Here is a 26,352-nt window from a genome sequence, read left to right on the forward strand (position 1 = left end):
TTTAGTTTTAAGAATACCACAAGCAGGAAATAAAGAAATTAAGTAGGTGAACACAATAAAACCAAACTGTGTAAAGAAAAGTAAAATCGCCCAAACCCTCTTCACTCTTGCCTTTTGCCTTGCCATAACGACAATTTTCAACGCCAACCTACTTAGCTATTCTATTAATTTGAGTAGATTATATGAAAGTTATCCAGAAGATTATTTTCGCCAAGAAAATCATTGTGTCTAAATCTCCAAATCTTTAATTATCAATTTCTGATTCCTACCCATTGAGTTACAGGGGACATTGATTTCCAACCCAGAAATTTACCAATGGGTTCTGCGCGTTGAATAGCAATACGAGTAAAGTTTCCGCCCACTGTTTCATACCATTGATATAATCTTTGTTCACCTTCTAATGTGACAATATTAACTACCATTCTGCCTCCAGGAAGCAACGCATTCCAACAATTTTCTAATATTTCTGGTGCTGTGACCCCACCACCAATAAAAATCGCGTTTGGTGCTGGTAAATTGAGGATAACTTCTAAAGCTTTACCTGCCATAATTTGTAAATTCGGTGTTCCCAAAGCAGCGGCATTGTCAGCTATATAATTGAGTCTAGTGGAATTTTGTTCAATAGCGATCGCTCGACATCTTCTATCACTCCGCATCCACTCTATGGAAATAGAACCACAACCAGCCCCCACATCCCACAGCAACTCCCCCGGTAAAGGTGCTAAACTCGATAATGTCACCGCCCGGACTTCCCTTTTTGTCAATTGTCCATCATGATGAAAAGCACTATCCGGTAAACCAGGAAATCTCGATAAACCAATTATTCCTTTATCAGCAATACATTCCACTGCAATAGTATTTAAAGGAGCGATATTTTTTTCTTGCCAATTACCAGCGATATCTGTGATAATATTCTCATTAATATTACCCATTTTTTCTAAAATAGTAATTCGACTATTACCATAACCGCGATTTATTAAAATTTCCGCCATAACAGCCGGCGTATTTTTTCCCTCACTTAAAATTAATAATTTTGCCCCAGGATAAATATAAGATTGCAGTAAAGAAACCGGACGACCACATAAACTTAAAGTTTCCACTTCTGTTAATGACCATCCTAATCGAGAACAAGCCAGACTAAAAGCCGAAGGTGCAGGAATAATTGTAATTTCCGAAATATCAATATCTTTAAGAATGGTCGCACCCACACCATAACATAGAGGGTCGCCACTAGCTAAAATACAAACGGCTTCACCACGATAATTGATAATGTCGGTTATGGAAGTTGAAAAGGGTGATTTCCAGGAAATTTTTTCCCGATTGTCGTCCTGTGGTATCATGGAAAGATGACGTTCCCCACCAAAGATAATTTTAGCCTTTTCCAAACAGGAAAGAGCTATGGGACTTAACCCTACTAAACCATCTTCACCGATACCGATAATTGATAACCATTTTTGCATAATTCGTCAGGTTGTTTGTTTTGATCAAATATCGCTTTTATTACTTTATCGTTACAGTCTATGAACTTGAAAATAGAGATTGAACAAGAGGAAGACGGACGCTTTATTGCGGACGTGATTGATTTTCCCGGTGTATTGGCTTATGGAAACACAAGACAGGAGGCGGTAGCTAAGGTTCAGGCTTTGGCGTTGCGCGTTTTGGCTGATAAACTGGAACATGGGGAAGTAAAACCAGATTTATTTAGTGTTTCTTTTGCAGCAGCATGAGTCAATGGTCAAGTCAAAAATCTTCGTATCTTTGCGCGAAACACAATTCATTGACAATAGCCAAAAATACCATCTCATGGTATACTGTTAGATCTGAGAGTTAGGAAACTTCGGTTCAATTCCGGGACTGTGCCGCAACTGTAAAGCAATTTGAAATGATTGGAGTTTGAATAAACATCCCAAATCTCAAATTGAGTAAGTCAGAATGCTAACTCTAAGGTGTTCACTTCCGTTCTGTCTCTGCGTCACACAGAGAAGGGGTCATGATTTTGCAAATTCCATTTACCGCTTGTCCAGGATTATTTTATAACACAGCCGCCCAGGATGGGCTTCTTTATCGCTTGAGAATACCAGGGGGAATAATTAATTATAACCAATTTCAGGCGATCGCAGATATTGCTGATAATTATGGCAATGGTTATATTGATATTACTAACCGCGCTAATATTCAAATTAGAGAAATTAAAACCAGCATAAATGTTGAAGTTCTCAAAAAACTACAAGCATTAGGTTTAGCCTCTACCAATACCAAAATAGATCATATCCGCAACATCATGACCAATCCCACAGCGGGTATTGATGGTGAAGAATTATTAGATACTCGTCCCTTAGTCAAAATCTGGGAACAATATATTACCGCACATTCTCAACTTTGCGAATTATCGGCAAAATTTAGCGTCTGCTTTGATAGTGGAGGCAAAGTTGCTGTAAAATGTCAACCCAATGATATTATATTGGCAGCGGAAATAATTAACCGTAATGTATATTTGCGGTTATATCTCAGTTATGGAGAAAAAGGACAACCAGCACAGGATACAGGAATCTTATTAAAACCAGAAGAGACAATAACAGCTTTAGCAACCTTAGCCCAAACTTACCTCAAACACATAGATACTAAAAACCGCCGCAAACTACGCTTACGAGAAATCATCAATAAGATCACAGTTAAAGAATATCTTCACCAAATCAAAGAAAACCTCAACTCAGATATATTGAATTTTACAAAAACTCCTCTCTGCGCCTCCGCGCCTCTGCGAGAAAAAACTCATATTGGTATTTATCCCCAACGCCAAACCGGATTATATTATATCGGCATAGTCTTACCCCTGGGAAGATTAGAAACTTCGCAAATTAGGGGTTTAGCTAATATTGCCAAAAGGTATGGCGATGATAATATCAGGTTAACACCTTGGCAAAACTTACTATTAACCGATATTCCCCAAAATCAAATTAGCGAAGTTGATCAACAAATTGCCAATTTAGGTTTAAACTCATCACCAACCAACATCAAAAGTTTCCTAGTAGCTTGTTCCGGTAAAAAGGGTTGTGCTGCTGCGGCCACAGAAACTAAAGATGATGCCATAAACTTGGCAAAATACCTAGAAAATCTGATGATTCTAGACTCACCTGTGAATATTCACTTTAGTGGTTGCAGTAAATCTTGCGCTCAACACACTCAAGCTGATATTACCTTACTTGGTATTATTACAGAAACCGCAAAAGCAACTTTTCCCGCTTATCAAGTGTATGTTCTCGGTCATTTACTTTATGAATATGTGACTATAGCGAAAATTCCGATTTTGATTCAAGAAATGCTGGCAGTATATCAAAAACAACGTCTAAGTTTACACGAAACTTTTGGACAATTTATTGATCGTCATAGCCATCAATTAAAGCAACTATTTAGCCAAACAACGCCCAATTTAACCTTTAGAACCTGAAAATATCATGTTTGATTACATCCGTGATGGTAGCGAAATATATCGTAATTCCTTTGAAATTATTCGGTCAGAGTCCAATCTCGCAAGATTCCCTGAAGATGTATCGAAAGTTGCCGTTCGCATGATTCACGCCTGTGGAATGACGGATATTGTCAATGACTTAGAATATTCATCTACAGCAGTAGCATCTGGGAAAAAAGCCCTAATTGCCGGCGCACCGATTTTGTGTGATTCTTACATGGTAGCCGAAGGTGTTACCAGAAAAAGATTACCCAAAAATAATAAAGTTCTTTGCACCCTCAATGATCCAGAAGTACCACAACTAGCCAAAAGATTAAGAAATACAAGGTCAGCAGCAGCCTTGGAGTTCTGGCGGTTTCATATAGAAGGGGCAATAGTGGTGATTGGGAATGCACCTACAGCCCTATTTAGGTTATTAGAAATGCTAGACGAGGGAGTTCCTAGACCGGCATTAATTTTGGGTTTTCCTGTCGGTTTCGTGGGTGCAGTCGAATCAAAAGCCGCATTAGCCGCAGATAGCCGCAACGTACCATTCTTAACTTTACATGGAAGACGGGGCGGAAGTGCGATCGCTGCTGCTGCTGTTAACGCCCTAGCTAGTGAGGAAGAATAATGACTAATCCCGGAGGTCGTCTTTATGGAATTGGTGTGGGACCTGGAGACCCTGAACTCATCACCTTAAAAGCCTTGCGTCTCCTCCGTTCTGCCCCAGTTATTGCTTATCAATCAGCTACAGATAAAGAAAGTATCGCCAGAAAAATCGTTTCTTCCTATCTGGATAATAATCAGATTGAGGTAGCGTTTCATCTTCCTCGCGCCTTAGAACCAGAAAAGGCTAAATCTATCTATGACCAAGAAACTCAACCCATTGCTGACCATTTAGCCGCCGGTCGAGATGTGGTGGTTATCTGTGAAGGAGATCCGTTTTTCTACGGCTCTTTTATGTATCTTTTTACTCGATTAGCCAATAAGTATCAAACGGAAGTCGTCCCCGGAGTTTCCTCACTCATGGCCTGTCCTGTCGCCCTGGGTTTACCATTTACCTATTACAATGATGTCCTCACGGTTTTACCTGCACCATTACCCAGAGAAGCCTTAATTAGCCAACTCCTAGCCACTGACGCGGCGGCTATTATGAAACTTGGTCGCCATTTTCTCAAAGTCAGGGATATTCTCCATGAATTAGGACTAGCTTCACGGGCTAGATACATTGAACGCGCTACAACTACACAACAGCGCATATTACCTCTTGACGAAGTTGACCCTCTTGATGTGCCTTATTTCTCGATGATTATTATCCCTACTAAAAATAGGTTGTAGTTGTCAAGGAGTCAGAAGCAAATTGTAAAACCTGTAGGGGCGCAGGGACTGCGCCCTCAATCGTACTGCATCCTCAAGATAACTAAACTTTAACAAGAGTGTGTATACTTTCTGGCATATTTTTTGCTTTGTCCTGGCTTTTATCAGAAAAATGCTTATCTATTAAAGCGGGAACTTGGACAGCTTGAATTTTACTATAACGAGTTTTATCAGGCATAACTAAATTAGGACCAGATTTACAGTTTTTCATACAGCCAGTACCTTTAATAGTGACTGAATCTTCTAAACCCCTGTCTCTTAACTCCGACTGCAAAGCTTGACACAAAGCTTTACCACCACGCTTCATACAATCAGATTTTTGACAAACTAGAATTGTTTGTGATTTAGATGATTTCGTCTTAATTTGATTCTGTGCTGCAACTATTCCCATATCAGAACTTGCAGCCATAACTCGTTCCGCTATTAATGTTACCTGATCTTTTTTGGCGTTATATTGTTTTGTTCCCACAACTTGCAGCCAGGTCCCTTTAGCTAACCGTAAATCAAAAGCACTCCGTAAATGCTTGGCTAACTTTATATAATATTCACCCTCAGAAGTCCATAATAACAGTCCTTTTAGCTTGTATCCATCCTTGATCACAAAATCTAGAAATCTGCCTTCAAAACAAAATTCTGTGACTGCTGAATTGGTAGATATACTCATAACCTATTTTTCTCACTAAAATTTTTGGTAACGACAACGCCAACAATTTTCAAGATTCCCAATCAAATCTTGACGAGAAGCAGTGAATTGTTGAATTACACTCCAAATCTGAATAGCTGCGGTGGGATTATGTATTTCTACCATTAAAGGCTGGTTAGTTTCACAAACGCAAATTATATCTAATTCTTGTAAGCGTTGATAAACCTGCCAACGGTCTGCCCAACTTATATCAATAACGTGCTTTCTATCCGTGCCTAAACTAAAAGATTTCAAACGAGTAGCCCTCAAAATGCCATAAAGTTGCAGTAAAACTAGAAACTCACAGTCTAAATTTGTGATTTAGTCGGAGTTTAGCATCTTTATTTAGAATACACTAACTGAAAAATATTGTCATTAATTTTGAGAAAAATCTCATTTTTATTTGTAGAAACATATACATACTTGGAGATTTAAGTCAATGCAAATACTAAATATGTATTTTTAGATACAAAAATATCCAAAAAAAATTGATACTTGTGATTGCTAATCGTGGGGAAGTTTTTTAGATTTAGTAGCCTTGTTTTTATTTTGAAAATGCTAATATGTTAGAGGTAAGCACTGAAAAGTCATAACCTTTAAGCAAAGAGGAAAACCATGTCTGATACACAAACTATAGTACAAAACTTTGGTCAGATTTATGATAATCCTGTATTACTAGATCACAGTGTTACTGTTCCAGTAGTCGAAGGATTTAATGTTGTATTAGCTAGTTTTCAGGCATTGTACTTGCAATACCAGAAACACCATTTTGTAGTTGAAGGTGCAGAATTTAACTCACTCCATGAATTCTTTAACACTAGCTATAAAGAAGTACAAGATCATGTCCATGAAATTGGCGAGCGCTTAAATGGTTTGGGTGGTATACCCGCAGCAAGTTTTAGTAAATTAGCTGAATTATGCTGTTTTGAGCCAGAAGTAGATGGCGTATTTTCTGCCCGGAAGATGGTAGAAAATGACCTGGCTGCGGAACAAGCATTAATTGGCGTAATTCGCCGTCAAGCTGGACAAGCTGAGAGTTTGGGCGATAGAGGTACACGCTACTTATACGAAAAAATTCTTCTGAAAACTGAAGAAAGAGCTTATCACTTAGCGCATTTCTTAGCTAAAGATAGTTTAACCTTGGGTTTTGTGCAACCTGCTCAAAATTAAACCTTCTATAATCTCGATTTAACTAAATTAAGACTGAATAAATTTTAGTAATTGAGAATTTTACAAACTTAATCTTTTTGGCAGAGAGATATAAATTATCCTTTCTGCCATTTTTTATATTAGCCATTGACAACTATTTATTTTCATTGCATATTTTCTATATCTAATCAGAAATTATTCGTAAGTTAGTCAGGCTATTTTAATTAGAAAATAATTTCAATAATAATTAAACGCAGATGAACACAGATGAACGCAGATAAAGAGAGATAAATCAATTGTCTGTGCTGCTTTACTGTTATCATCCATGACGAATAAATAAACACTTAAATTCTCTCTGCGCCTGAAGCGCCTCTGCGTGAGAAAAAAATGTAAAAACCAGTACCAAAAACCCCGCGTTTCCATATATCCTTCCCCTTACCATGATTAAAACCCGGAAAAGTTAATAATGAATGGCATGATGAGACGTAAAGACCCTTAAAATAGTCAAGATTTGTATTTTTGTAATCTAAGGTAAAAACTATGCCCCGTCGTCAAGACCTCAAAAAAATTCTCCTGTTAGGTTCAGGACCAATTGTGATTGGTCAAGCCTGTGAATTTGACTACTCTGGAACTCAAGCCTGTAAAGCCTTGCGAGAAGAAGGCTATGAAGTCGTGCTGGTGAACTCCAACCCAGCGACAATCATGACCGACCCGGAAACCGCCGACCGCACCTATATTGAACCGCTGACACCGGAAATAGTGGAAAAAGTCATTGCCAAAGAACGTCCAGATGCTTTATTGCCAACAATGGGAGGACAAACCGCCCTCAACTTGGCTGTGGCCTTGGCGAAAAATGGTGTTTTGGAAAAATACAACGTTGAGTTAATTGGTGCGAAATTACCTGCAATTGAAAAAGCCGAAGACAGGAAACTGTTTAATGATGCTATGGCTAAAATTGGGGTTGCAGTATGTCCCAGTGGTACAGCTTCTACTTTAGACGAATCCAAAGCGATCGCTCTGCAAATTGGTACATATCCTTTAATTATCCGTCCAGCCTTTACAATGGGGGGGACTGGTGGGGGTATCGCCTATAATCAAGAAGAATTTGAAGAAATGGCACAGGTAGGGATTGACGCTAGTCCCGTTTCCCAGATTCTCATTGACCAATCTTTATTGGGTTGGAAAGAGTATGAATTAGAAGTCATGCGGGATTTAGCCGATAACGTCGTCATTATCTGTTCTATCGAAAATCTCGACCCTATGGGGATTCATACAGGGGATTCTATCACCGTCGCCCCCGCCCAAACCCTAACTGATAAAGAATATCAACGGTTGCGGGATATGGCAATTAAAATTATCCGGGAAATTGGCGTGGAAACCGGCGGTTCTAATATCCAGTTTGCCGTAAATCCCGTCAATGGTGATGTGGTGGTAATTGAAATGAACCCCCGTGTCTCCCGCAGTTCGGCTTTATCTTCCAAAGCGACAGGGTTTCCCATTGCCAAAATCGCGGCGAAGTTAGCTGTGGGTTACACTTTGAATGAATTGCAAAACGATATTACCAAAAAAACCCCCGCTTCCTTCGAACCGACAATTGACTATGTAGTTACGAAAATTCCCCGGTTTGCCTTTGAGAAATTCCCCGGTTCTGATTCCGTGCTAACAACACAAATGAAGTCAGTGGGAGAAGCAATGGCTATTGGGCGGACATTTAATGAATCCTTTCAAAAAGCCTTACGTTCCTTAGAAACCGGTCGCGCTGGTTGGGGTTGTGATAAAGCCGAAAAATTGCCCAGTGGGGAACAAATTCGCGCCCAATTGCGGACACCTAACCCAGAACGCATCTTTTCTGTACGTCATGCTATGCAGCTAGGAATGAGTAATGAAGAAATCTATGAACTAACAGCAATTGACCCTTGGTTTTTAGATAAATTGCAAGAAATTTTAGAAATAGAAAAATTTCTCAAACGGACTCCTCTCAAACAGTTGACAAAAGCGCAAATGTATGATGTGAAAAGAAATGGTTTTAGCGATCGCCAAATAGCTTATGCTACAAAAACCAAAGAAGACGAAGTTCGCACCTATCGCAAACAGCTAGAAGTTATCCCCGTTTACAAAACTGTTGATACCTGTGCTGCTGAATTTGAAGCCCTGACTCCATATTACTATTCTACCTACGAAGAAGAAACGGAAGTATTACCAACAGATAAACCCAAGGTGATGATTTTGGGTGGTGGTCCAAACCGTATTGGTCAAGGAATTGAGTTTGATTATTGTTGTTGTCATGCTGCATATTCTCTCCATGATGCTGGGTATGAAACCATCATGGTCAATTCTAACCCAGAAACAGTTTCTACAGATTACGATACCAGCGATCGCCTGTATTTTGAACCCTTAACCAAAGAGGACGTTCTCAACATCATCGAAGCCGAAAACCCTGTGGGGATAATTGTCCAATTCGGTGGCCAAACACCTTTAAAATTAGCCGTTCCCCTGCAAGAGTATCTCCGAACAGCAGAGAACAGTATCACCAAGATTTGGGGAACATCACCCGATTCTATAGATATGGCAGAAAACCGGGAACGGTTTGAAAAGATTCTCCAAGAATTGAATATCGCTCAACCGCCTAATGGCATGGCGAGAAGTTATGAAGATGCCTTAATAGTTGCCAAGCGCATTGGTTATCCTGTGGTGGTACGTCCTAGTTATGTGTTGGGAGGACGGGCGATGGAAATCGTTTATTCCGATACTGAGTTAGAACGCTACATGACCTTTGCTGTGCAAGTAGAACCAGAACACCCGATTTTAATTGATAAATTCTTAGAAAACGCCATTGAAGTAGATGTAGATGCGATCGCCGATCATACTGGCAATGTCGTCATTGGTGGTATTATGGAACACATCGAACAGGCAGGGATTCACTCCGGTGACTCAGCTTGTTCCCTACCTTCCATTTCCCTCTCTCCCGCCGTCCTCAACCAAATCCGTTTATGGACAGTACAACTAGCACAAGCTCTATCTGTAGTTGGGTTAATGAATATTCAATTTGCCGTAGTTGGTGCAAATAGTTATTCTCCCCAAGTGTATATTTTAGAAGCTAACCCCAGAGCATCACGGACAGTTCCCTTTGTCTCTAAAGCCACAGGGGTACAACTAGCCAAACTCGCATCCTTAATTATGTCGGGGAAAACCTTAGAAGAAGTGAAATTTACAAAAGAAGTCATTCCCTCTCATATTGCCGTCAAAGAAGCAGTTTTACCATTTAGTAAATTCCCCGGTACAGACACCATTTTGGGTCCAGAAATGCGCTCAACTGGGGAAGTAATGGGTATTGACAGCGATTTTGGTCGCGCCTTTGCCAAAGCAGAATTAGGCGCAGGGGAAAAATTACCGCTTCAAGGAACTGTATTTGTTTCCATGAGTGACAGAGACAAACCTCTCGCAGCAGATGTCATTAAGGAGTTTATTAAGTTAGGCTTGACAATCATGGCTACCCAAGGCACACGCCAAGTCCTGCAAGAACAAGGGTTAGAGGTGAAATCAGTCCTCAAACTCCATGAAGGTCGTCCTCATGTCCTGGATGCGATTAAAAATGGCAACATTCAACTGATCATTAACACACCTTCTGGTGAAGAAGCTCATGCCGATTCTAAATTAATTCGTCGCACCGCTTTAGGCTACAAAATCCCCATTATTACTACTATTGCAGGTGCTAGAGCCACAGCCGCAGCCATCCGTTCTCTGCAAAATACAACTTTAGATGTCAAGGTAATCCAAGAATACTGTCCCATGAGTTAAGCAAGTGACAGGTGACAGGGAACAGGGAACAGGGAACAGGGGACAGGGAACAGGGGACAGGGAACAGGTTACAGGAAATAGGGGACAGGAAATAGGGGACAGGGAACAGGTTACAGGAAATAGGAAATAGGGAAAATAGAGAGATTATTAAACTATTGCCTTTATTTGCCTTCTTTTTGCTGTCACCTGTCACCTGTCACCTGTCACCTGTCACCTGTCACCTGTCACCTGTCACCTGTCACCTGTCACCTGTCACCTGTCACCTGTCACCTGTCACCTGTCACCTGTCACCTGTCACCTGTCACCTCATTATTAAGCAATCGTTACAAAAAAATCATTATCGTTATCATTGAGATATTTTAACAAATATGAGGAAGCTATTTCTTCGCCAGAGGATTAGCCGTTATTCCAGGAAATGTATGCTGTTCAGTAATTTCAGAGTCTTAAGTGATCTTAACTTGCTGCCAAAGTGCGGGTTTCCCTATAGTCAACTTATTCTCATAAATGTTACAATTATTAATATTCTCAAAAACACAAAAAATGTTTGACTTGCTACTGTGTATCTAACTGTAGACACTTGTGAAAACAAGGAGACAGATGTAACGTTTGGTAGTAAATTACCTAATTTCCCCAAATATGGCAAGCCTGAGTTAATCAGGTGCGACCATCTGAACACATTATTTCGTTAACAACCCTATCGGCAAACCCACCATTACCCAAGAGTAGCGCCATGAAGACCGCTCAATCAGCCACCGACCTCGTGCGGACTTACCTGCGTGAGATTGGCCGTGTGCCACTTCTCACCCACGAAGAAGAGATTTTTTATGGTAAACAGGTGCAACGATCTACTGCCTTGCATGAGATCCGGGAAGGTCTTGCTACCCAGTTAGGTCATGAACCAAGTGTAGAAGAATGGGCAGCAGCCTCTGATATAGAAGTATCAGAATTAAATCAGGCGATCGCTGTTGGTGAAATAGCCAAACGGAAAATGGTAGAAGCCAATCTCCGCTTAGTCGTGTCCGTTGCTAAAAAGTACATTAAACGGAATGTTGACTTACTTGACCTCATTCAAGAAGGCAGTATCGGCATGCAACGGGGTGTAGAAAAATTTGATCCCACCAAAGGATACAGATTTTCTACCTATGCCTATTGGTGGATACGTCAAGCCATTACTCGGGCGATCGCTGAAAAAGCCCGGACAATTCGCCTACCCATTCATATTACGGAAAAACTCAACAAAATTAAAAAAGCCCAGCGTCAACTATCCCAAGGACTAGGACGTGCGCCCACAGTAGCGGAATTATCCCAAGAACTAGATTTAACACCCAAACAGGTGCGAGAGTACCTAGAAAAAGCCCGTCTACCATTATCTCTAGACTTGCGGCTAGGAGATAACTATGACACCGAACTGGGAGAAATGCTAGAAGATACAGGAGCGACACCGGAAGATTTTGTCATGCAAACTTCCCTGTCTTATGACTTAGAAAGAATGATGTCAGAACTCACACCCCAGCAAAAAGAAGTCATTAGTCTCCGCTTTGGTTTAGTAGATGGGCAATCCTTAACTTTAGCTAAAATTGGTGAAATCCTGAATATTAGCCGGGAACGAGTCCGCCAAATTGAACGTGAAGCCCTCAACAAACTTCGCAAATCTAAAGCAACTATGAATGAGTATCTTGCCAGTTAGTCAGTTGTTATTAGTTAACCGTCAGTTATTTTTCGCCTTGTGGGTGGAGTTTCCCCACCCATACTCATTTGAGTTAGGAGTTCGGAGACGCTACGCGAACGGAGTTATGATTTTTAAGAGCGAGAGAATAAGGGTTTGAAACTCATAATTGGGGCAGTTTTCCGCAAATTATCTTATGTCGAACTCAGGTTCACTCAATAGGTGAAAAACACTCCCATTTTAGTACGGTTAAACCGACTCCCTCGAAAGGAATAAACTGTTAGATTAGTTGACATGAATTATATAATAGTCAACTAGATCGAATAAGCAATAACTACAAGTTATTCCAGTCACAAACACCGTCGTTAGTAGTGGCAGTACAGGAGGTCAAACGTGAGTAACAAATCTAATCGAGTATCAGAATTTTTTAATAGTGAGTCGGAAACAAGTAATTTATTATGGCAATATGTTAAATCATTAAGTCCAGAAACAGTTAATCAATTATCTAAACCAACTTCTACAGAAGTTTTGCAGGTAATGGAACGGAATATTATTGGACTTTTAGGAAATCTCCCTTCCGAACAATTCGGGATTACTATTTCTACTAGTCGGGAAAACTTAGGTCGCTTATTAGCATCAGCTATGATTAGTGGCTATTTTTTACGAAACGCAGAACAAAGAATGGGCTTTGATACAGTTATGCAAGGAATAGAAGCCAATAGTAGCGAAGTTGAATAGTATTTTTGTAGGAAAATTATCAAAATAAATATCAACTCGGTAGAATTACTATATTTCTACCGAGTTTTGTTATGATTGACTGGTAATTGGTAATTGGTAATTGGAAAGAAAGAATTTATTCCCTATTCCCTATTCCCTATTCCCTATTCCCTATTCCCTATTCCCTATATGAATGAAAGTATCTCTATTCCTCATAAAATTATTGGTGTTGCTGTTATTTGGAATGACCAAAAACAGATATTAATTGATAGACGGTTGCCTACAGGTGCAATGGGTGGTTTCTGGGAATTTCCAGGGGGAAAAATTGAAATTGGTGAAACTATTCAAGAATGTATTAAACGAGAAATTTCTGAAGAATTAGGCATAGAAATTGCCGTTGGAGAACATCTAATTACTATTGATCATACTTACACCCATTTGCGAGTAACTTTAACAGTCCATCATTCTCAGCATTTAGCAGGTATTCCCCAAACCATAGAATGTGACGAAATTCGCTGGGTGAGTTTAGATGAATTGGATAATTTTACCTTTCCCGAAGCGAATGGAGAAATTATCACAGCTTTGAGGAAATATTATCAGGAAAAATCTCCAAAGTTAGAGTCATAAACTCAAGAATTATCAGGTGAAAATTTAGATGAGCTTTCGGAAACTATTTTGGATTTTTCACAACCTGATAATTTGGTAATTTGGATAGCCAATCAAAGTTAAAATGTTTTCTCACGCAAAGAGGAAAAGATATTTTTTATGAGTCGGTTAAAACCGACTTTTGCTTTTAGACAGGGAATTTATTCCCTGGCTGTCTTATATCTAGTATAATAGATAATGATTAGCGGTAAAAACTATGACTCAATTACTTGAAGAAGCCATTAAACAAATAAAGCAACTTCCTGAAACCGAACAAGATATAATTGCTAGACTCATTCTCAACGCTTTAGAAAATAATTTAGCTGAGAAAAATTTGTCTGTTATTGATGAAAGTCATACTTGGACAGAAGAAGACCAACTTGATATCACCTCTTTTTCTTTACAATATGCTGCTTCGATATTTCCAGAAAGTGAGGAAATAACACAGTGAAATTTAATCCTGGGGATGTGGTAACGGTTGATTTTCCTGGCGCTACAGGTATTAAACGCCGTCCGGCTGTAGTTTTATCATCTGTAATTTATCACGCAAATCGTCCTGATGTTATCATTGGATTAATTACTTCTCAAACAACTGCATTAGGTATTACTGACTATATACTTCAAGATTGGAATGAGGCTGGTTTACGAGTTGCGTCTATTTTTCGCAGTTATATTGTGACACTGCCACCTTCAGCTAATTTTAGTTTAATTGGTCATTTGTCAGAGCGTGATTGGCTTGGTGTTTGTAATTGTGTGAAAATATCTTTGGCCAAGTTAGATAGTTTATGAAAGTTTAGGGTTTTTCCCAAGCAAATACGCAAAATGTAAATGGACTGCCTCGGAATTGAACCGAGTTTTCTCCCTTTTGTATGCAAGCATAGATATATGACTCAAGAGTTATCAGGTGAAAATTTAGATGAGATTTCGGAAGCTATTTTGGATTTTTCACAACCTGATAATTTGGTAATTTGGATGGTGAATCAAAGTTAAAATATTTTCTCACGCAAAGAGGAAAAGATATTTTGGCTCTACCGTTCCCTTTATGTAAAACAACATTTATTGTAGGTTGGGTAGAACGAAGTGAAACCCAACATTAGCGGTAGGATAGCAAGGGGTGTTGGGTTTCGTCCCTCAACCCAACCTACAAAAATTAATATTCTTCTCCATAAGGGGAGCGGTAGAACCGATATTTTTTATGAGTCGGTTTTAACCGACTTTTGCTTTTAGACAGGGAATTTATTCCCTGGATATATTTGATGTTTAATTTTGTTACGCTATCTTGTGCTATTTATACAAGATTCTTTTATACTAAAAGCATAACTATCGAGTAAATCAGAGTACATTAACTATGCAAGCATCAGAAACTAAGCTGCAAGAGATTATTGAAGGTAATAAACAGTATGTTGTTCCCTTGTTTCAGAGAACCTACAGTTGGAAAAAATCTCAGTGGGAATCTCTATGGAATGATATTTTAGAACTATATCATAGCGATAATCGTCGTCCTCATTTTATGGGTTCTATTGTCACTATGCCAACTTCTGCTATACCTGAAGGTGTAAGTAAATATTTATTAATTGATGGACAACAACGTTTAACTACTATTTTTATCCTGCTTTGTGCTTTGCGAGATAAAGCTAAAAATATTCATGATGAGTTAGCCGCAGAAATTCATAATACTATTATTGTTAATCCATATAAAAAAGGTTTAGACTATTATAAACTTCAACCTACCCAGGTAGATAGACAGTCTTTTCATAGTTTAATTAATGGACAAGATTATGTAAATAATTCTGGTATTACTGAATGTTATGTATTTTTTGAAAAGAAGATTAGACAAAGTAACTTAGATTTTTCTGATATCAAGAAAGTAATTTGTAGTTATTTATCTATTGTGAGCGTTGTTTTAAGTACAGAAGATAATCCTTATTTAGTCTTTGAAAGTCTCAATGCTAAAGGTGAACCTTTAACACAAGCAGATTTAATTCGTAATTATTTTTTCTTGAGAATTAATACCGAAAATCAAGACGATGCTTATAATAAATATTGGCTACCAATGCAACAAACTTTAGATATTAATTTAACGGAATTTATCAGACATTATTTAACCAGAGATGGCGTAGAAATCAAGAAAGATGATGTTTATTTTCAGATTAAAGAAAGAATGATCAAAAGAGATGCTATTGATTATTTGAAAGATTTATATGAATTTTCGGAATATTATGCAAAACTTTTAGATCCACTAAAAGAGGATAATTTAAAAATTCGTCGTTGTTTGGAAAGAATCAACCGTTTAGAACAAGCTACTGTTTATCCTTTTTTACTTAATTGTTATCATGATTATGAGGAAAATAAACTCTCAGAAGCAGATTTTATTACTGTTTTGCAGATTTTAGAAAATTTCATTATTCGCCGATTTATTTGTAACGTCCAAACCAGGGGATTAAATAGGATATTTTCTGTACTGTATTCTCAAGTTAGTAAAGCAAGTAATTTAGCTCATGCTGATTTTGTGGAAAGATTAAAACTAGATTTACAAAATCGTGATTATCCCAAAGATACAGAATTTTAGAAAAGTTTATTGGATGTTAAATTATACGGTGCTGGACGTTCTAAAAAAGGTAAATTAATTTTAAAATCTATTGAAGAATCTTTTAATCATAAAGAACAGGTCATTTTCGATGGTCTGGAGATTGAACATATTATGCCACAAACTATAAATAAATGGTGGCAAGAACATTTAGGGGAACATTGGGGGATAACTCATGATTTACTACTTCATTCTTTGGGTAATCTAACTATCACAGCTTACAATGGTGAATTATATAATTTGGAATTTATCGAGAAAAAAGAAATATTGATTAATAGTCATTTAGAAATCAATAAATACTTTGAAAATCAAGAAACTTGGAAAAGAGAAGATATAGAAAAAAGGAGTTTATATTTAGCAGAAAAAGTTTTACAAATTTGGCCTTACTTTGGTAATAAAAATCTTATGAATCCTGCGAAAACTAAGGTAAGGGGTACAACTCCCAAACAACTAAAAATTTTTAGTAAGGAATATCCTGTCAAAAGTTGGCGTGATGTTTTAGAAAAAACTTTAAATGTGATTGCTGATTTAGATCCTGATAAATTTAAGGATATTATGGAACAATTTCCCCGGTTCATTAGTAGAGATGAAAAAGATTTTCGGGATACGAGAAAATTAGAAAATGGGGTGTTTGTTAATGTCAACTTATCAGCTAGAGATATTAATGCTTTTTGTATAAAAGCTATCGAAACGGCAGAAATTTCTCTAGAAGATTGGCAAATAGAAACCACAAGTTAATTTATGTTAGGTATCATTTTCCAAAAGCCTTATTTTCCTCTTTTGCTCCTTAGCACCTTTGCGTCAAAAAAAAGATCGACATATTATGTAATTACCTGCATTTTACACAAAGACCAGATTCCAGATCATGAGTTTTCGCTAAACAGCAATAACAGATTTTAAAATAGTCTGTGTGTCCTTCTAAAATTTCCCCCGGATTACAATCATGTTCATAACGAGCTAGTTTGACAATTTCTTCAATCAGATTTTGCCTCTCTTCTTGATCCAAATGATCAAAACAATGCTCAAGTTTCAAAATTGTAATCACTTCATTTAACATATAACTTCCGCTATGATTTGACATACAATTTACTCCTATTGAAAAACTGAGAATATCACATTTATTGTATCATAGTACAAATATACTTGTAAATCCTGTAAACAATTTTTATGAATGTAATTTTAAATACCATATATACGGTTAACCTAGCGATGTCTATGGGTAAACGCTAAAATAGAAAACAAAACCTACCTTTAAACACTATGCAGTATCAAAATATAATTACCATCGAACCAGGAAAACGAGGAGGTAAACCTTGTATTCGGGGGATGAGAATTACAGTATATGATGTATTATCATATCTTGCATCTGGGATGACTTATGAGGAAATACTGAATGATTTTCCTTATTTAACACAAGAAGATATTTTAGCTTGTCTTAGCTATGCTGCTGATAGAGAAAAACAAATGCTGATGGTGCAAGCATGAAGTTATTATTTGACCATAATCTATCACCCCGGTTAGTAGATAAACTCGCTGCTATTTACCCCAACTCTCAGCACGTTTTTCTCTTAGGTTTAGATCAAGCAGATGATAGAATTTTGTGGGAGTTTGCAAAACAAAATGAATTTATAATTGTTACCAGGGATGCTGATTTTAATGAATTAAGTATCCTACGTGGATATCCACCTAAAGTGATTTGGGTTAGACGTGGTAATTGTTCAACTAACCAAATAGAGGAAATTTTGCGAGGAAATTTAGAAGATATCCAAGCCTTTTCTGAAAATTCAGATTTAGGAGTTTTGACACTTTATTAAACTGATTTTATTCTTTGCGTTAAACAAAGAAAGTGATGCAGTGAGGGAAACTGCTCAAAAAATATCCTTTTAATAAAAACTATAACAATGAGAATTATTGCTCGGAGTACCCTAAGAGAATATTGGCAAAAACATCCTGATATAGAACAGCCTTTAAAAGCATGGTTTGATGATGCTTCCCGTGCAAATTGGCAAAGTCCATCAGATATTAAAGAGTTTATGCTAATGCTAGTATTATTGCCAATAATCGAGTAGTTTTTAATATTAAAGGTAATAATTATCGGTTAATTATCCATATTCGTTATGAAATTGGCATTATTTTTATTCGCTTTATTGGTACTCATCAAGAATATGACAAAATAGATGCTACTAAGCTGTTACGCAGCTAAATTTGATAACCATAATTTACTTGAACTTTGTAGTGCGGGCATCTTGCCCGCTAGAATTATACAAACTAAATGCACAACAGCTTATTGTTTAAGGAGGTTTGATATTATGAACTTAAAACCCATTAGAACAGAATCAGATTATCAACAAGCATTAAAAGAAATCGAACAAATTTTTGATGCTGAACCTAATACACCAGAATATGAAAAATTAGATATTTTAACGACTTTAGTAGAAGTCTATGAACAACAAAATTATCCTATTGATCCTCCATCTCCTATCGCAGCTATATTATATTATTTAGAAAGTCGTAATCAAGGAGTTTCTACTTTTATTGAAAATTTAAAACATCATGGAGTTAGTGAAGAAATAATTAATATAGCTTTAAATGAAATGACTCACTGATTATTGATTATCATGTCATCAAATAATTGTAGTCAGAGGTAAATTAAATTTATGACCATAACTTATCAAATAGACTTCAATATCTGGCTTGAAGAAACAGCCAAATTATTACTAGAAAATTGCTGGACAGAAATAGATAAAGAAGATTATCAAATCTTCCCAATATTTGGACATCGTTAAACCTGCATTTAGATCCCCGACTTCTTTGATAAATTATTATTATTTACAAAAGATTAAATTAAGAAGTCGGGGATCTTTGGACTGAATTAAATCAACCTAGAGAATTTGGGATAAAAATTTCCTAGTTCTTTCTTCTTTGGGATTAGTAAAAAAGGTGTCGGGGGTAGAAGATTCAACTAACAAACCGCTATCCATTAAGACAACTCTATCAGCAACTTCTCGCGCAAATCCGACTTCATGGGTAACAACTACCATTGTCATTCCGTCATTAGCAAGATTTCGCATTACGTCTAAAACTTCTCTCACCATTTCTGGATCTAAAGCTGATGTTGGTTCATCAAATAACATAATTTTCGGTTGCATTGCTAATGCACGCGCTATGGCTACTCGTTGTTGTTGTCCACCAGATAATTGTCCAGGATATTTTTGTGCTTGTGCTAAAATTCCCACTCTTTCTAATAATTGCATTGCTAATGCTTCCGCTTTAACTTTGGATATTTTGCGGACATATATTGGTGCTAAGGTGATATTTTCTAAAACTGTTAAATGGGGAAATAAATTAAATTGCTGAAATACCATTCCCACTTCTCGACGAATTGTTTCAATATTTCTTAAATCATGACTGAGGATAATTCCGTCAATGCTAATAATTCCTCGTTGATATTCTTCTAAGGCGTTAAATGTTCTAATAAAGGTTGATTTTCCTGAACCGGATGGTCCCATTAAAACAACAACTTCTCCCCGTTCTACGGTTAAACTGACACCTTGGAGGGCATGAAATTTACCATACCATTTGTGAACATCTTCAGCAATAATTATGGGGTTTGATTCTGTCATATATTCCCTTTGTGTAGTTTAAGATTTAAATAGATATTTAGGAATGTTGGGTTTCCTTGCGTCAACCCAACCTACGATGTTAATTGTTTCTCTAGGTTTTTAGCAGCTAAGGACATTGAATAACAAAATACCCAATAAATCAAACCAATAAATAAATATACTTCTGCATATCTTCCTAAAAATTGTGGTTGTGCTAAGATAGAACGTGCCATTCCTGTTAATTCTACTAATCCTACTAATGATAAAAGGGAAGTATCTTTAAATAAACCAATAAATTGACCAACAATTGCGGGAATAACTGCGCGTAATGCTTGGGGTAATATGATTAATATGAGTAATAAAGGTGTGTTTAATCCTAGTGCTTTTCCGGCTTCTATTTGTCCTCTGGGAATTGCTTGTAATCCCCCGCGCACGTTTTCAGCCATGTATGCTGCACTAAATAATATTAGTCCCACAATACCTCTGAGTAATCTATCTAAACGTAAATCTGCTGGTAAAAATAAGGGTAACATGACTTGGGCTAAAAATAGAATCCCAATTAAGGGTAATCCTCTGACGATTTCAATATAAAGAATAGAAAACCACCGGACTACGGGTAAATTACTGGTTCTTCCTAATGCGAGTAAAACTCCTATGGGGAAGGAAAGAACAACACTAATTATTGCCATTAATAGGGTAAGTAATAAACCATTCCATAGGTTTGTAGATACAGGTTGTAATCCTAAACCACCACCAATTAACCAGATAATTAGGGGACAAGATAATAACCAAGTTAGCGAAAGCCAAGGTGTGATAATTTTAGTAAATTTTTGACCAATTATCAAACCTGCAACTATTAAACCTGTAATTAATAATAACCATAAACGGCTTATTAATGGTATGGGTAAAATTAATAATAAAATCCCAATAGTAGCAGCAGCAATCAACGAATTGCGTTTTGTGAATATTACTTTCTTGGTAAATGCACCCCCAGTAATTGCGGTTAAAGTTGTAGATATTCCCAAAACAACCCAAATTCGCCAATATAAACTTTGGGGAAATCTTCCTACTAAAAATAAATGTAAATTAACTTGGATTACTTGCCATTGTGCTTTAGTAGTTAACCAAATTGCAAATCCTTGAACCAACCAAAATAGAAATATAAAACAAACAACAGTGAGTAAACTATTGTACCAATTATTAAAGAGATTTTTTCTTAACCAAGTCAGGGAATAATTATTCATGAGTTCTTGTTTGATGTCTTGCTTGAATTCTGTCAGCGATCGCTTTTTTACGTACATCTCTATCTGACAAATCTCCTGATCCTTCTAGTAAAAATTTGGGATAACCACCCATTCGTTCTAAAACTGTTTTAGCTGAAGTTGGATTATTGTTAACAGGTGTTTCCAATGATGAGATAAATTGTAAGACGAGTGGGATTTGTTGATCACTAAGATTAGCGATCGCTTGTAAGAGTTCTTGGTGTGGGTTGGTGGAGTACATGGTCATTGATTTGTGTTGTGATGATTACAATTTTAGCAAATAGGACTCATAATTTAACGATTTATCTTTCCTTAATTTGCACAGAACGATTAAATAAATTCATAGTCAAAGAAATTATCAAACTCAAAGTTAGATAGGTGATCATAATTAACAGCATCACTTCTACAGCTTTCCCCGTTTGGTTAAAAGTGGTAGAAGCTACGAAATAAATATCAGGATAACCGATAGCGATCGCTAAACTGGAATTTTTGGTTAAATTGAGATATTGACTGGTTAATGGGGGAATAATCACCCGCAAAGCTTGGGGAAAAATCACCAATCGCATTGCTAAACCTGGGTTTAACCCCAGAGATTTGGCTGCTTCTAGTTGTCCTGTCGGGACTGATTGAATCCCCCCCCGCACAATTTCCGCAATAAACGCACCTGTGTAAAAAGTTAACCCCAATAATAAACTAGAAAATTCTGGAGACAAGGTAAACCAGGGAAATTGAATTCCATTTTGGCTAAAATTAGCAAACCCCAAAAAGGAAAGTTTATTTTCGGCTTTGGGAAAACTCAAGAAAACTGCAAAATACCAAAATAGCAATTGCAATAATAATGGAGTATTCCGAAAAACCTCTACATAAACCAGACTAATTTTCCTCACTAGCCAATTATCTGATAATCGCGCAATTCCCGCAGTAATTCCCACAATTGTGGTGAGGAAAATTCCCATTACTGCTATTCTTAAGGAATTAACTAATCCTACCAATAAAGCATAATTATAAGCATCCGTTGGTTTGTAGTTAATGAGAGTTTCCCCAATATCAAAAGATGCTTGTTGCTTGAGAAAATTAAATCCAAATTGAATGCCTAATTGCTGTAAATTTCGGCTGACATTCCCCCAGAAGATAACAAATACAAATACTGCTAAAAATACAAAAATTAGCTGGATAGCATTTTGCCAAAAGCGATAATCACGCCACAAAGGAGGTTTGGAATTGGTCATTAGTTAGTTGTCAGTTGTTAATAGTAATAACTTTCTTATGCTTCCTTAGCGGAAAGGTGGAGAATAGAGTAATCCTCCTTTTGAGGAAATTTGATTTTGTCCCCGGGGGAGATTTAGTTTTGTTTTTGCTCCCAAATTGCGATCATAAATTTCGCCATAGTTACCAACGTGCTTAATTATTTTGGCAGCAAAATCTTTTGTTAAACCAATTCCTTCACCCAAGTTTCCTTCTGTTCCTAAAAAACGTTTAATATCGGGATCTTTACTATTAGCAAACCCTGCTAAATTTTGAGAATTAATTCCTAATTCTTCTGCTTTCACTAAAGCATAAACAGTCCATTTGACTATATCACTCCACTGAGTGTCACCCTTAGCAACTGCTGGCGCTAGAGGTTCAGAGGAAAGAACATCATCTAAAATGATATTATCGTCTGGTTTAGGTAGGGTTGTGCGTCGAGAAACCAGTGCAGAACGGTCTGTGGTTACAGCATCACAACGTCCTTCTGCATAGGTAGCAAAGGTGATATTCACATCTTCAAAAACAACGGATTTATAAGTAATTCCCCGTTTCCGCATTTGGTCTGCTAAATTTTGTTCGGTGGTAGTTCCAGTTTGCACACAAATAGCTTTGTCTTTCAGGTCTTTGATAGATTTAATATTGCTATTTTTACGCACCATGACAGCTTGACCATCGTAAAATACCACAGGGGCAAAATCTAAACCCTGGGAAGTTGCACGGCTAAAAGTCCAGCTAGTATTGCGACTGAGAATATCTACCTCTCCAGTTTGCAAAGCTGTAAATCGCTCCTTGGTGTTGAGATTGCGATATTCTACCGCATCTGGATTATCAAATACTGCTGCTGCAACCGCCCGACAAATATCAACGTCAATGCCGCTATATTTGCCGTCAGTGCCGACAAAACTAAATCCTGGTAGTTCCCCGCTAACGCCACAAACAAGCTGTCCACGGCTTTTAATGCGATTCCAGATCACGCGAGTAACTTGTCCTGGGGGGGTGCTGTCGGGATTTTGTGTATTGGGATTATTTTGTGGTTGATCATTACAGGCGCTCAGAATTAAGATTAAAGGAGCGATCGCTAAAGGCATCCCTATTCCCTGTAAAATCACAGATAATTTACTAAATTTCATCATTGTTTTTTTCCAAGAATCTTCTTTGGATGTTTCCATACAATTGAAACATTTATTGATACTCGTGGCAAATATATCTTCTTAGGAGTACCACTAACGGCGCTCCAGCTATTAAACTGGATTTGTGTAGATGAGATTTAATAACAAAAAACCTCTTAATTAAGAATATGCTAAATTTTCTCAACTCTCTCCTCGGTCGCCACCCAGAGCGAATCAAAGCAAATGTTGAAATTTATACTTGGCAAACTTGCCCCTACTGCATTCGTGCTAAAATGCTACTATCATGGAAAGGTGTTAATTTCACCGAATACAAAATTGACGGTGACGAAACAGCTAGAGCAAGTATGGCAGAACGCGCCGACGGTCGCCGTAGCGTCCCCCAAATTTTTATTAATAATCAACATATTGGTGGTTGTGATGACCTGTATCAATTAGATGCAAAAGCTCAACTTGACCCTCTGTTATTTCAGGTTGCGGGTAATGGGTAATTGGGAATTGGGAATTGGGAATTGGTAATGGGTAATGGGTAATTGGTAATTGGTAATTTCCTCATTTCTTCCTTCTCCTGAACTCCTTTCTTTCTTCTCCTGAACTCCTGAACTCCTGACTCCTGACTCCTCTAATGCTTGAACACCCAGAATATTTACAATATCGAAAATGGATGAATCACGCTCTAGAATTGGCACGGGTGGCGGGTGATGCTGGTGAAGTTCCTGTGGGGGCTGTAATTGTTGACATAGATAATCAATTGGTTGCTGTGGGTGAAAATCGCAAAGAGCGAGATCAAGATCCGACTGCACACGCAGAAATTATGGCGATTCGGGCTGCTAGTCAAGTTTTACAAAGTTGGCGCTTGCATCAATGTACTTTATATGTCACTCTGGAACCCTGTCCGATGTGTGCCGGTGCGATAGTTCATGCGCGATTAGGAAAATTGGTCTATGGTGTGGACGATACCAAAACTGGTGCTATTCGTACTGTTATTAACATCCCTGATCACCCAGCCTCTAATCACCGAGTGAAAGTGGTGGGGGGTATTCTAGAATCAGACTGTCGAGAACAATTACAAAATTGGTTTGCTACCCAACGTCAAAGAAAATAACAGACACAGATAAAACTGTCCAAATGGGAAAACACAAGTTACCCAAGAAAATATACGGTGGACATAATCAAGTTTGTGTCATCTTTTATTCGCCAAAAAATCAGCCACCGTCATGATCAAATCATACTTTGCTTCTACTAACCGCCATTCTCAAACTAGAAATACGCCTGTAAATCCTCACCTCGACTCCCCTCGGCGACCTTCGGTGCTTCAGAATACCTCGCGGGTTTCGCCTTGGTTAATCCGTGTTGCTTATCTTCTGGGACACTACATGGTTTTGCCATCTTTCTTTGGGCGTATTCAGGTGACGGGAAGAGAAAATGTTCCTAAAAGTGGACCGGTGATTCTTGCACCTACCCATCGTTCCCGTTGGGATTCCCTGGTTTTGCCCTACGCTACTGGTCGTTGTGTGACGGGTAGAGATATGCGATTTATGGTAACGAGTAATGAATGTCAAGGGTTGCAAGGTTGGTTTGTGCTGCGAATGGGTGGTTTTCCTGTGAATATTGAACGTCCGGCGATCGCAACTCTCCGGCATACGGTAGAGTTAATGCAGCAGGGGGAAATGTTAGTTATTTATCCCGAAGGTGGCATTCATCGTGATGGTCAACTTCATCCCCTCAAGCCGGGAATCGCTCGTTTAGCTGTGAATGCTGAATCTACCTATCCAGGATTAGATATTAAGGTTATCCCTGTCGGTATCCACTACAGTGAACCCTATCCTAATTGGGGTGCTGATGTGAATGTTCATATTGGTGAACCTATCAAAGCCGCAGATTATATGAATGGAAATTTAAAACTAGAAGCCAAAAGGCTGACAGCAGATTTAACCCATAAATTAAAACAATTAAGTCATCAAGAAGTAGAAATTAGCGATCGCATTTTTGCAAAAATTCATAATTAAAATCAGGTAGGGGCGCAGGGCTTGCGCCCATTCATAAGTTACAATCAGGAAAATTCCTCCCCTAGTTCCCATTACTTACAGGTATTTAACAAATATAATCCGATTTCAGGAATTTTTTTCAGTTAATATGTAAAAGCTAAAACCTGTAGCCAAAATATTTGGTAGCCATATTACATAACTGTAGATATTTCCTGAAATAATTAAAGCATTAATAACCGCCTCAAATATTTTCATTAACCCCAGAATTACTAAAGTAACTGTAAAACTATTATATTTAATCCTTGGTTGCAAATTAATTCCTATAGCTGTACCCAAGAAAGCCAATACAGCGCAGGAAATAGGTAGGGTAAATCTTTTTTGAAGATTAACTTGTAATTTGATTAGATTCGGGATATCTCCTGCTTTTTTTGCAACTAACAATCGTTGATAAATTTGAAATATATTCATTTCTCTATGATCTAATTTTTCCCTATCTAGTTGAAATTGCCGAGATATACTAGAAAGATTAAGGCGAATTTCATCAAACTTAATTCCCTGACCATAAGAACCATCTGGATTAATTATACTCTTGACACCATTATAAAAAAACCAATATTTGTTTCCTTCATTCCATTCAGCAAATTTAGATTTTATAATTACCTTCAAACCCCGATTATCTCTAATTAATAAGGTAACTTCTTGCATTTTTCCATCACTAAATCTCTCTGAGTAAAAGAAGTATTTAAGATAATTATCTTTATCAGATATTTGTTCATAATTTCTGTTGGCTAATTCTTTATAAACAATGTGATGACTTTTAAGATCCCATCTATTTATATTCATCACTTCCTCTAAGGTAATAGCAGCTTTATAGTTAGAGATAGGGACAATACTCTCATTAACAATAAATAGGATTAATGAAAGAATAAGAGGATGTTTGAAAAGTTTTGAGGAGTCAAAATTTATGCCAATCGCCTGATCATGATACGGATCATAGCTAGATAGATAAAAGTCTCAGAGGTTTCAGGTAGTAACTCGTAGTCTCTGACTAAT

The 26,352-nt window shown here is 37.5% G+C and carries 32 protein-coding genes and 2 pseudogenes; 22 read left to right on the forward strand and 12 right to left on the reverse strand.

Features of this window, described 5'->3' with window-relative positions; genetic code table 11:
• Positions 1-251: 251 nt before the first annotated feature.
• Complete coding sequence (gene cbiE, locus IQ226_RS13735) at positions 252-1,460, reverse strand: precorrin-6y C5,15-methyltransferase (decarboxylating) subunit CbiE (protein ID WP_193896200.1); 1,209 nt, start codon at positions 1,458-1,460, stop codon at positions 252-254.
• Between the two features lie 60 nt (positions 1,461-1,520).
• On the opposite strand from cbiE, the gene IQ226_RS13740 reads away from it, so the two are divergent.
• The 4 genes from IQ226_RS13740 (at position 1,521) to IQ226_RS13755 (ending at position 4,789) form a co-directional block, all read left to right on the forward strand.
• Positions 1,521-1,727, forward strand: a complete 207-nt coding sequence (locus IQ226_RS13740) for a type II toxin-antitoxin system HicB family antitoxin (RefSeq protein WP_193896202.1) — start codon at positions 1,521-1,523, stop codon at positions 1,725-1,727.
• 263 nt (positions 1,728-1,990) lie between these two features.
• Positions 1,991-3,448: a precorrin-3B synthase gene (gene cobG, locus IQ226_RS13745; protein ID WP_228039431.1), complete on the forward strand. Its 1,458-nt coding sequence runs from the start codon at positions 1,991-1,993 to the stop codon at positions 3,446-3,448.
• Between the two features lie 7 nt (positions 3,449-3,455).
• Positions 3,456-4,082, forward strand: coding sequence for a precorrin-8X methylmutase (locus IQ226_RS13750; protein ID WP_193896204.1), 627 nt, complete (start codon positions 3,456-3,458; stop codon positions 4,080-4,082).
• A complete protein-coding gene (locus IQ226_RS13755) occupies positions 4,082-4,789 on the forward strand; it encodes a precorrin-2 C(20)-methyltransferase (RefSeq protein ID WP_193896206.1) in 708 nt (235 codons plus the stop codon). Before IQ226_RS13750 ends, IQ226_RS13755 begins: the two co-directional genes overlap by 1 nt.
• 82 nt (positions 4,790-4,871) lie before the next feature.
• Here the strand turns inward: IQ226_RS13755 and IQ226_RS13760 are convergent, their stop codons facing one another.
• Together IQ226_RS13760 and IQ226_RS13765 are read right to left on the reverse strand one after the other, a co-directional pair.
• Positions 4,872-5,492 carry a (2Fe-2S) ferredoxin domain-containing protein gene (locus IQ226_RS13760; RefSeq protein WP_193896208.1) on the reverse strand — a complete coding sequence of 207 codons (621 nt, stop codon included), beginning with the start codon at positions 5,490-5,492 and terminating at the stop codon, positions 4,872-4,874.
• 15 nt (positions 5,493-5,507) lie between these two features.
• On the reverse strand, positions 5,508-5,765 hold the full coding sequence (locus IQ226_RS13765; protein ID WP_193896210.1) for an Asr1405/Asl0597 family protein: 258 nt from the start codon (positions 5,763-5,765) through the stop codon (positions 5,508-5,510).
• A gap of 360 nt (positions 5,766-6,125) precedes the next feature.
• On the opposite strand from IQ226_RS13765, the gene IQ226_RS13770 reads away from it, so the two are divergent.
• The 10 genes from IQ226_RS13770 (at position 6,126) to IQ226_RS25165 (ending at position 16,810) form a co-directional block, all read left to right on the forward strand.
• Positions 6,126-6,680, forward strand: coding sequence for a Dps family protein (locus IQ226_RS13770; protein WP_193896212.1), 555 nt, complete (start codon positions 6,126-6,128; stop codon positions 6,678-6,680).
• Positions 6,681-7,199: 519 nt separating this feature from the next.
• Positions 7,200-10,457: a carbamoyl-phosphate synthase large subunit gene (carB, locus tag IQ226_RS13775; protein WP_193896214.1), complete on the forward strand. Its 3,258-nt coding sequence runs from the start codon at positions 7,200-7,202 to the stop codon at positions 10,455-10,457.
• Positions 10,458-11,187: 730 nt separating this feature from the next.
• On the forward strand, positions 11,188-12,144 hold the full coding sequence (locus tag IQ226_RS13780; RefSeq protein WP_193896216.1) for an RNA polymerase sigma factor, RpoD/SigA family: 957 nt from the start codon (positions 11,188-11,190) through the stop codon (positions 12,142-12,144).
• Between the two features lie 372 nt (positions 12,145-12,516).
• Positions 12,517-12,861, forward strand: coding sequence for a DUF760 domain-containing protein (locus IQ226_RS13785; RefSeq protein ID WP_193896218.1), 345 nt, complete (start codon positions 12,517-12,519; stop codon positions 12,859-12,861).
• 168 nt (positions 12,862-13,029) lie between these two features.
• The gene (gene mutT / locus IQ226_RS13790) at positions 13,030-13,467 is read left to right on the forward strand and encodes an 8-oxo-dGTP diphosphatase MutT (RefSeq protein ID WP_193896220.1); all 438 of its coding nucleotides are present in this window, start codon (positions 13,030-13,032) and stop codon (positions 13,465-13,467) included.
• A gap of 235 nt (positions 13,468-13,702) precedes the next feature.
• Positions 13,703-13,936: a hypothetical protein gene (locus IQ226_RS13800; RefSeq protein ID WP_027404956.1), complete on the forward strand. Its 234-nt coding sequence runs from the start codon at positions 13,703-13,705 to the stop codon at positions 13,934-13,936.
• On the forward strand, positions 13,933-14,274 hold the full coding sequence (locus IQ226_RS13805; RefSeq protein ID WP_027404955.1) for a type II toxin-antitoxin system PemK/MazF family toxin: 342 nt from the start codon (positions 13,933-13,935) through the stop codon (positions 14,272-14,274). Before IQ226_RS13800 ends, IQ226_RS13805 begins: the two co-directional genes overlap by 4 nt.
• A 96-nt stretch (positions 14,275-14,370) precedes the next feature.
• Positions 14,371-14,475, forward strand: a complete 105-nt coding sequence (locus IQ226_RS13810) for a DUF4351 domain-containing protein (RefSeq protein WP_152540522.1) — start codon at positions 14,371-14,373, stop codon at positions 14,473-14,475.
• Between the two features lie 358 nt (positions 14,476-14,833).
• A complete protein-coding gene (locus tag IQ226_RS25160) occupies positions 14,834-16,054 on the forward strand; it encodes a DUF262 domain-containing protein (RefSeq protein WP_228039432.1) in 1,221 nt (406 codons plus the stop codon).
• Positions 16,055-16,063: 9 nt separating this feature from the next.
• On the forward strand, positions 16,064-16,810 hold the full coding sequence (locus IQ226_RS25165) for an HNH endonuclease family protein (RefSeq protein WP_228039433.1): 747 nt from the start codon (positions 16,064-16,066) through the stop codon (positions 16,808-16,810).
• A gap of 91 nt (positions 16,811-16,901) precedes the next feature.
• Here the strand turns inward: IQ226_RS25165 and IQ226_RS13820 are convergent, their stop codons facing one another.
• On the reverse strand, positions 16,902-17,153 hold the full coding sequence (locus IQ226_RS13820; protein WP_193896222.1) for a hypothetical protein: 252 nt from the start codon (positions 17,151-17,153) through the stop codon (positions 16,902-16,904).
• Positions 17,154-17,332: 179 nt separating this feature from the next.
• On the opposite strand from IQ226_RS13820, the gene IQ226_RS13825 reads away from it, so the two are divergent.
• The 5 genes and pseudogenes from IQ226_RS13825 to IQ226_RS25170 all read left to right on the forward strand — a co-directional run bounded on the left by IQ226_RS13825 (position 17,333) and on the right by IQ226_RS25170 (position 18,858).
• Positions 17,333-17,557, forward strand: coding sequence for a DUF433 domain-containing protein (locus IQ226_RS13825; protein ID WP_193896223.1), 225 nt, complete (start codon positions 17,333-17,335; stop codon positions 17,555-17,557).
• Positions 17,554-17,886 (forward strand): DUF5615 family PIN-like protein, encoded by a 333-nt coding sequence (locus IQ226_RS13830; protein WP_193896225.1) that lies wholly within the window; start codon positions 17,554-17,556, stop codon positions 17,884-17,886. Before IQ226_RS13825 ends, IQ226_RS13830 begins: the two co-directional genes overlap by 4 nt.
• An 87-nt stretch (positions 17,887-17,973) precedes the next feature.
• Positions 17,974-18,275 (forward strand): annotated as a pseudogene (locus IQ226_RS13835) (type II toxin-antitoxin system HigB family toxin).
• 106 nt (positions 18,276-18,381) lie between these two features.
• Complete coding sequence (locus IQ226_RS13840; protein ID WP_039202436.1) at positions 18,382-18,678, forward strand: type II toxin-antitoxin system HigA family antitoxin; 297 nt, start codon at positions 18,382-18,384, stop codon at positions 18,676-18,678.
• Positions 18,679-18,729: 51 nt separating this feature from the next.
• Positions 18,730-18,858 (forward strand): DUF29 domain-containing protein, encoded by a 129-nt coding sequence (locus tag IQ226_RS25170; protein ID WP_228039434.1) that lies wholly within the window; start codon positions 18,730-18,732, stop codon positions 18,856-18,858.
• A gap of 96 nt (positions 18,859-18,954) precedes the next feature.
• Here IQ226_RS25170 and IQ226_RS13845 read toward each other — a convergent pair whose 3' ends face one another.
• The 5 genes from IQ226_RS13845 to IQ226_RS13865 form a co-directional block, all read right to left on the reverse strand.
• The gene (locus IQ226_RS13845; RefSeq protein ID WP_193896227.1) at positions 18,955-19,695 is read right to left on the reverse strand and encodes an amino acid ABC transporter ATP-binding protein; all 741 of its coding nucleotides are present in this window, start codon (positions 19,693-19,695) and stop codon (positions 18,955-18,957) included.
• Between the two features lie 71 nt (positions 19,696-19,766).
• Positions 19,767-20,918 carry an amino acid ABC transporter permease gene (locus tag IQ226_RS13850; protein WP_193896243.1) on the reverse strand — a complete coding sequence of 384 codons (1,152 nt, stop codon included), beginning with the start codon at positions 20,916-20,918 and terminating at the stop codon, positions 19,767-19,769.
• Positions 20,911-21,177: a hypothetical protein gene (locus tag IQ226_RS13855; RefSeq protein ID WP_228039435.1), complete on the reverse strand. Its 267-nt coding sequence runs from the start codon at positions 21,175-21,177 to the stop codon at positions 20,911-20,913. Before IQ226_RS13855 ends, IQ226_RS13850 begins: the two co-directional genes overlap by 8 nt.
• 61 nt (positions 21,178-21,238) lie before the next feature.
• On the reverse strand, positions 21,239-22,165 hold the full coding sequence (locus tag IQ226_RS13860) for an amino acid ABC transporter permease (RefSeq protein ID WP_193896231.1): 927 nt from the start codon (positions 22,163-22,165) through the stop codon (positions 21,239-21,241).
• A 45-nt stretch (positions 22,166-22,210) separates the two neighbouring features.
• Positions 22,211-23,317: an amino acid ABC transporter substrate-binding protein gene (locus IQ226_RS13865; RefSeq protein ID WP_193896245.1), complete on the reverse strand. Its 1,107-nt coding sequence runs from the start codon at positions 23,315-23,317 to the stop codon at positions 22,211-22,213.
• A 164-nt stretch (positions 23,318-23,481) separates the two neighbouring features.
• On the opposite strand from IQ226_RS13865, the gene grxC reads away from it, so the two are divergent.
• Positions 23,482-23,802, forward strand: a complete 321-nt coding sequence (gene grxC / locus IQ226_RS13870; protein WP_193896233.1) for a glutaredoxin 3 — start codon at positions 23,482-23,484, stop codon at positions 23,800-23,802.
• On the opposite strand, the gene IQ226_RS13875 is transcribed toward grxC, so the two are convergent.
• Positions 23,776-24,000: a hypothetical protein gene (locus IQ226_RS13875; RefSeq protein WP_193896247.1), complete on the reverse strand. Its 225-nt coding sequence runs from the start codon at positions 23,998-24,000 to the stop codon at positions 23,776-23,778. The genes grxC and IQ226_RS13875 overlap by 27 nt on opposite strands.
• Here IQ226_RS13875 and tadA point away from each other — a divergent pair.
• Together tadA and IQ226_RS13885 are read left to right on the forward strand one after the other, a co-directional pair.
• The gene (tadA, locus tag IQ226_RS13880; RefSeq protein WP_228039436.1) at positions 23,976-24,416 is read left to right on the forward strand and encodes a tRNA adenosine(34) deaminase TadA; all 441 of its coding nucleotides are present in this window, start codon (positions 23,976-23,978) and stop codon (positions 24,414-24,416) included. The two genes, IQ226_RS13875 and tadA, sit on opposite strands and share 25 nt — an antisense overlap.
• Positions 24,417-24,528: 112 nt before the next feature.
• Entirely contained in the window at positions 24,529-25,320 is a 792-nt protein-coding gene (locus IQ226_RS13885; protein ID WP_193896237.1) for a 1-acyl-sn-glycerol-3-phosphate acyltransferase, read from the forward strand.
• Positions 25,321-25,425: 105 nt separating this feature from the next.
• Here IQ226_RS13885 and IQ226_RS13890 read toward each other — a convergent pair whose 3' ends face one another.
• Together IQ226_RS13890 and IQ226_RS13895 are read right to left on the reverse strand one after the other, a co-directional pair.
• Positions 25,426-26,271 (reverse strand): LptF/LptG family permease, encoded by an 846-nt coding sequence (locus IQ226_RS13890; RefSeq protein ID WP_370567144.1) that lies wholly within the window; start codon positions 26,269-26,271, stop codon positions 25,426-25,428.
• Positions 26,262-26,352, reverse strand: a pseudogene (locus IQ226_RS13895) (IS5/IS1182 family transposase); the annotation flags it as partial. The gene IQ226_RS13890 and the pseudogene IQ226_RS13895, both read right to left, overlap by 10 nt.

The sequence above is a fragment of the Dolichospermum sp. LEGE 00240 genome (genome assembly GCF_015207875.1).
In the GTDB taxonomy this organism is placed as follows: domain Bacteria; phylum Cyanobacteriota; class Cyanobacteriia; order Cyanobacteriales; family Nostocaceae; genus Dolichospermum; species Dolichospermum gracile.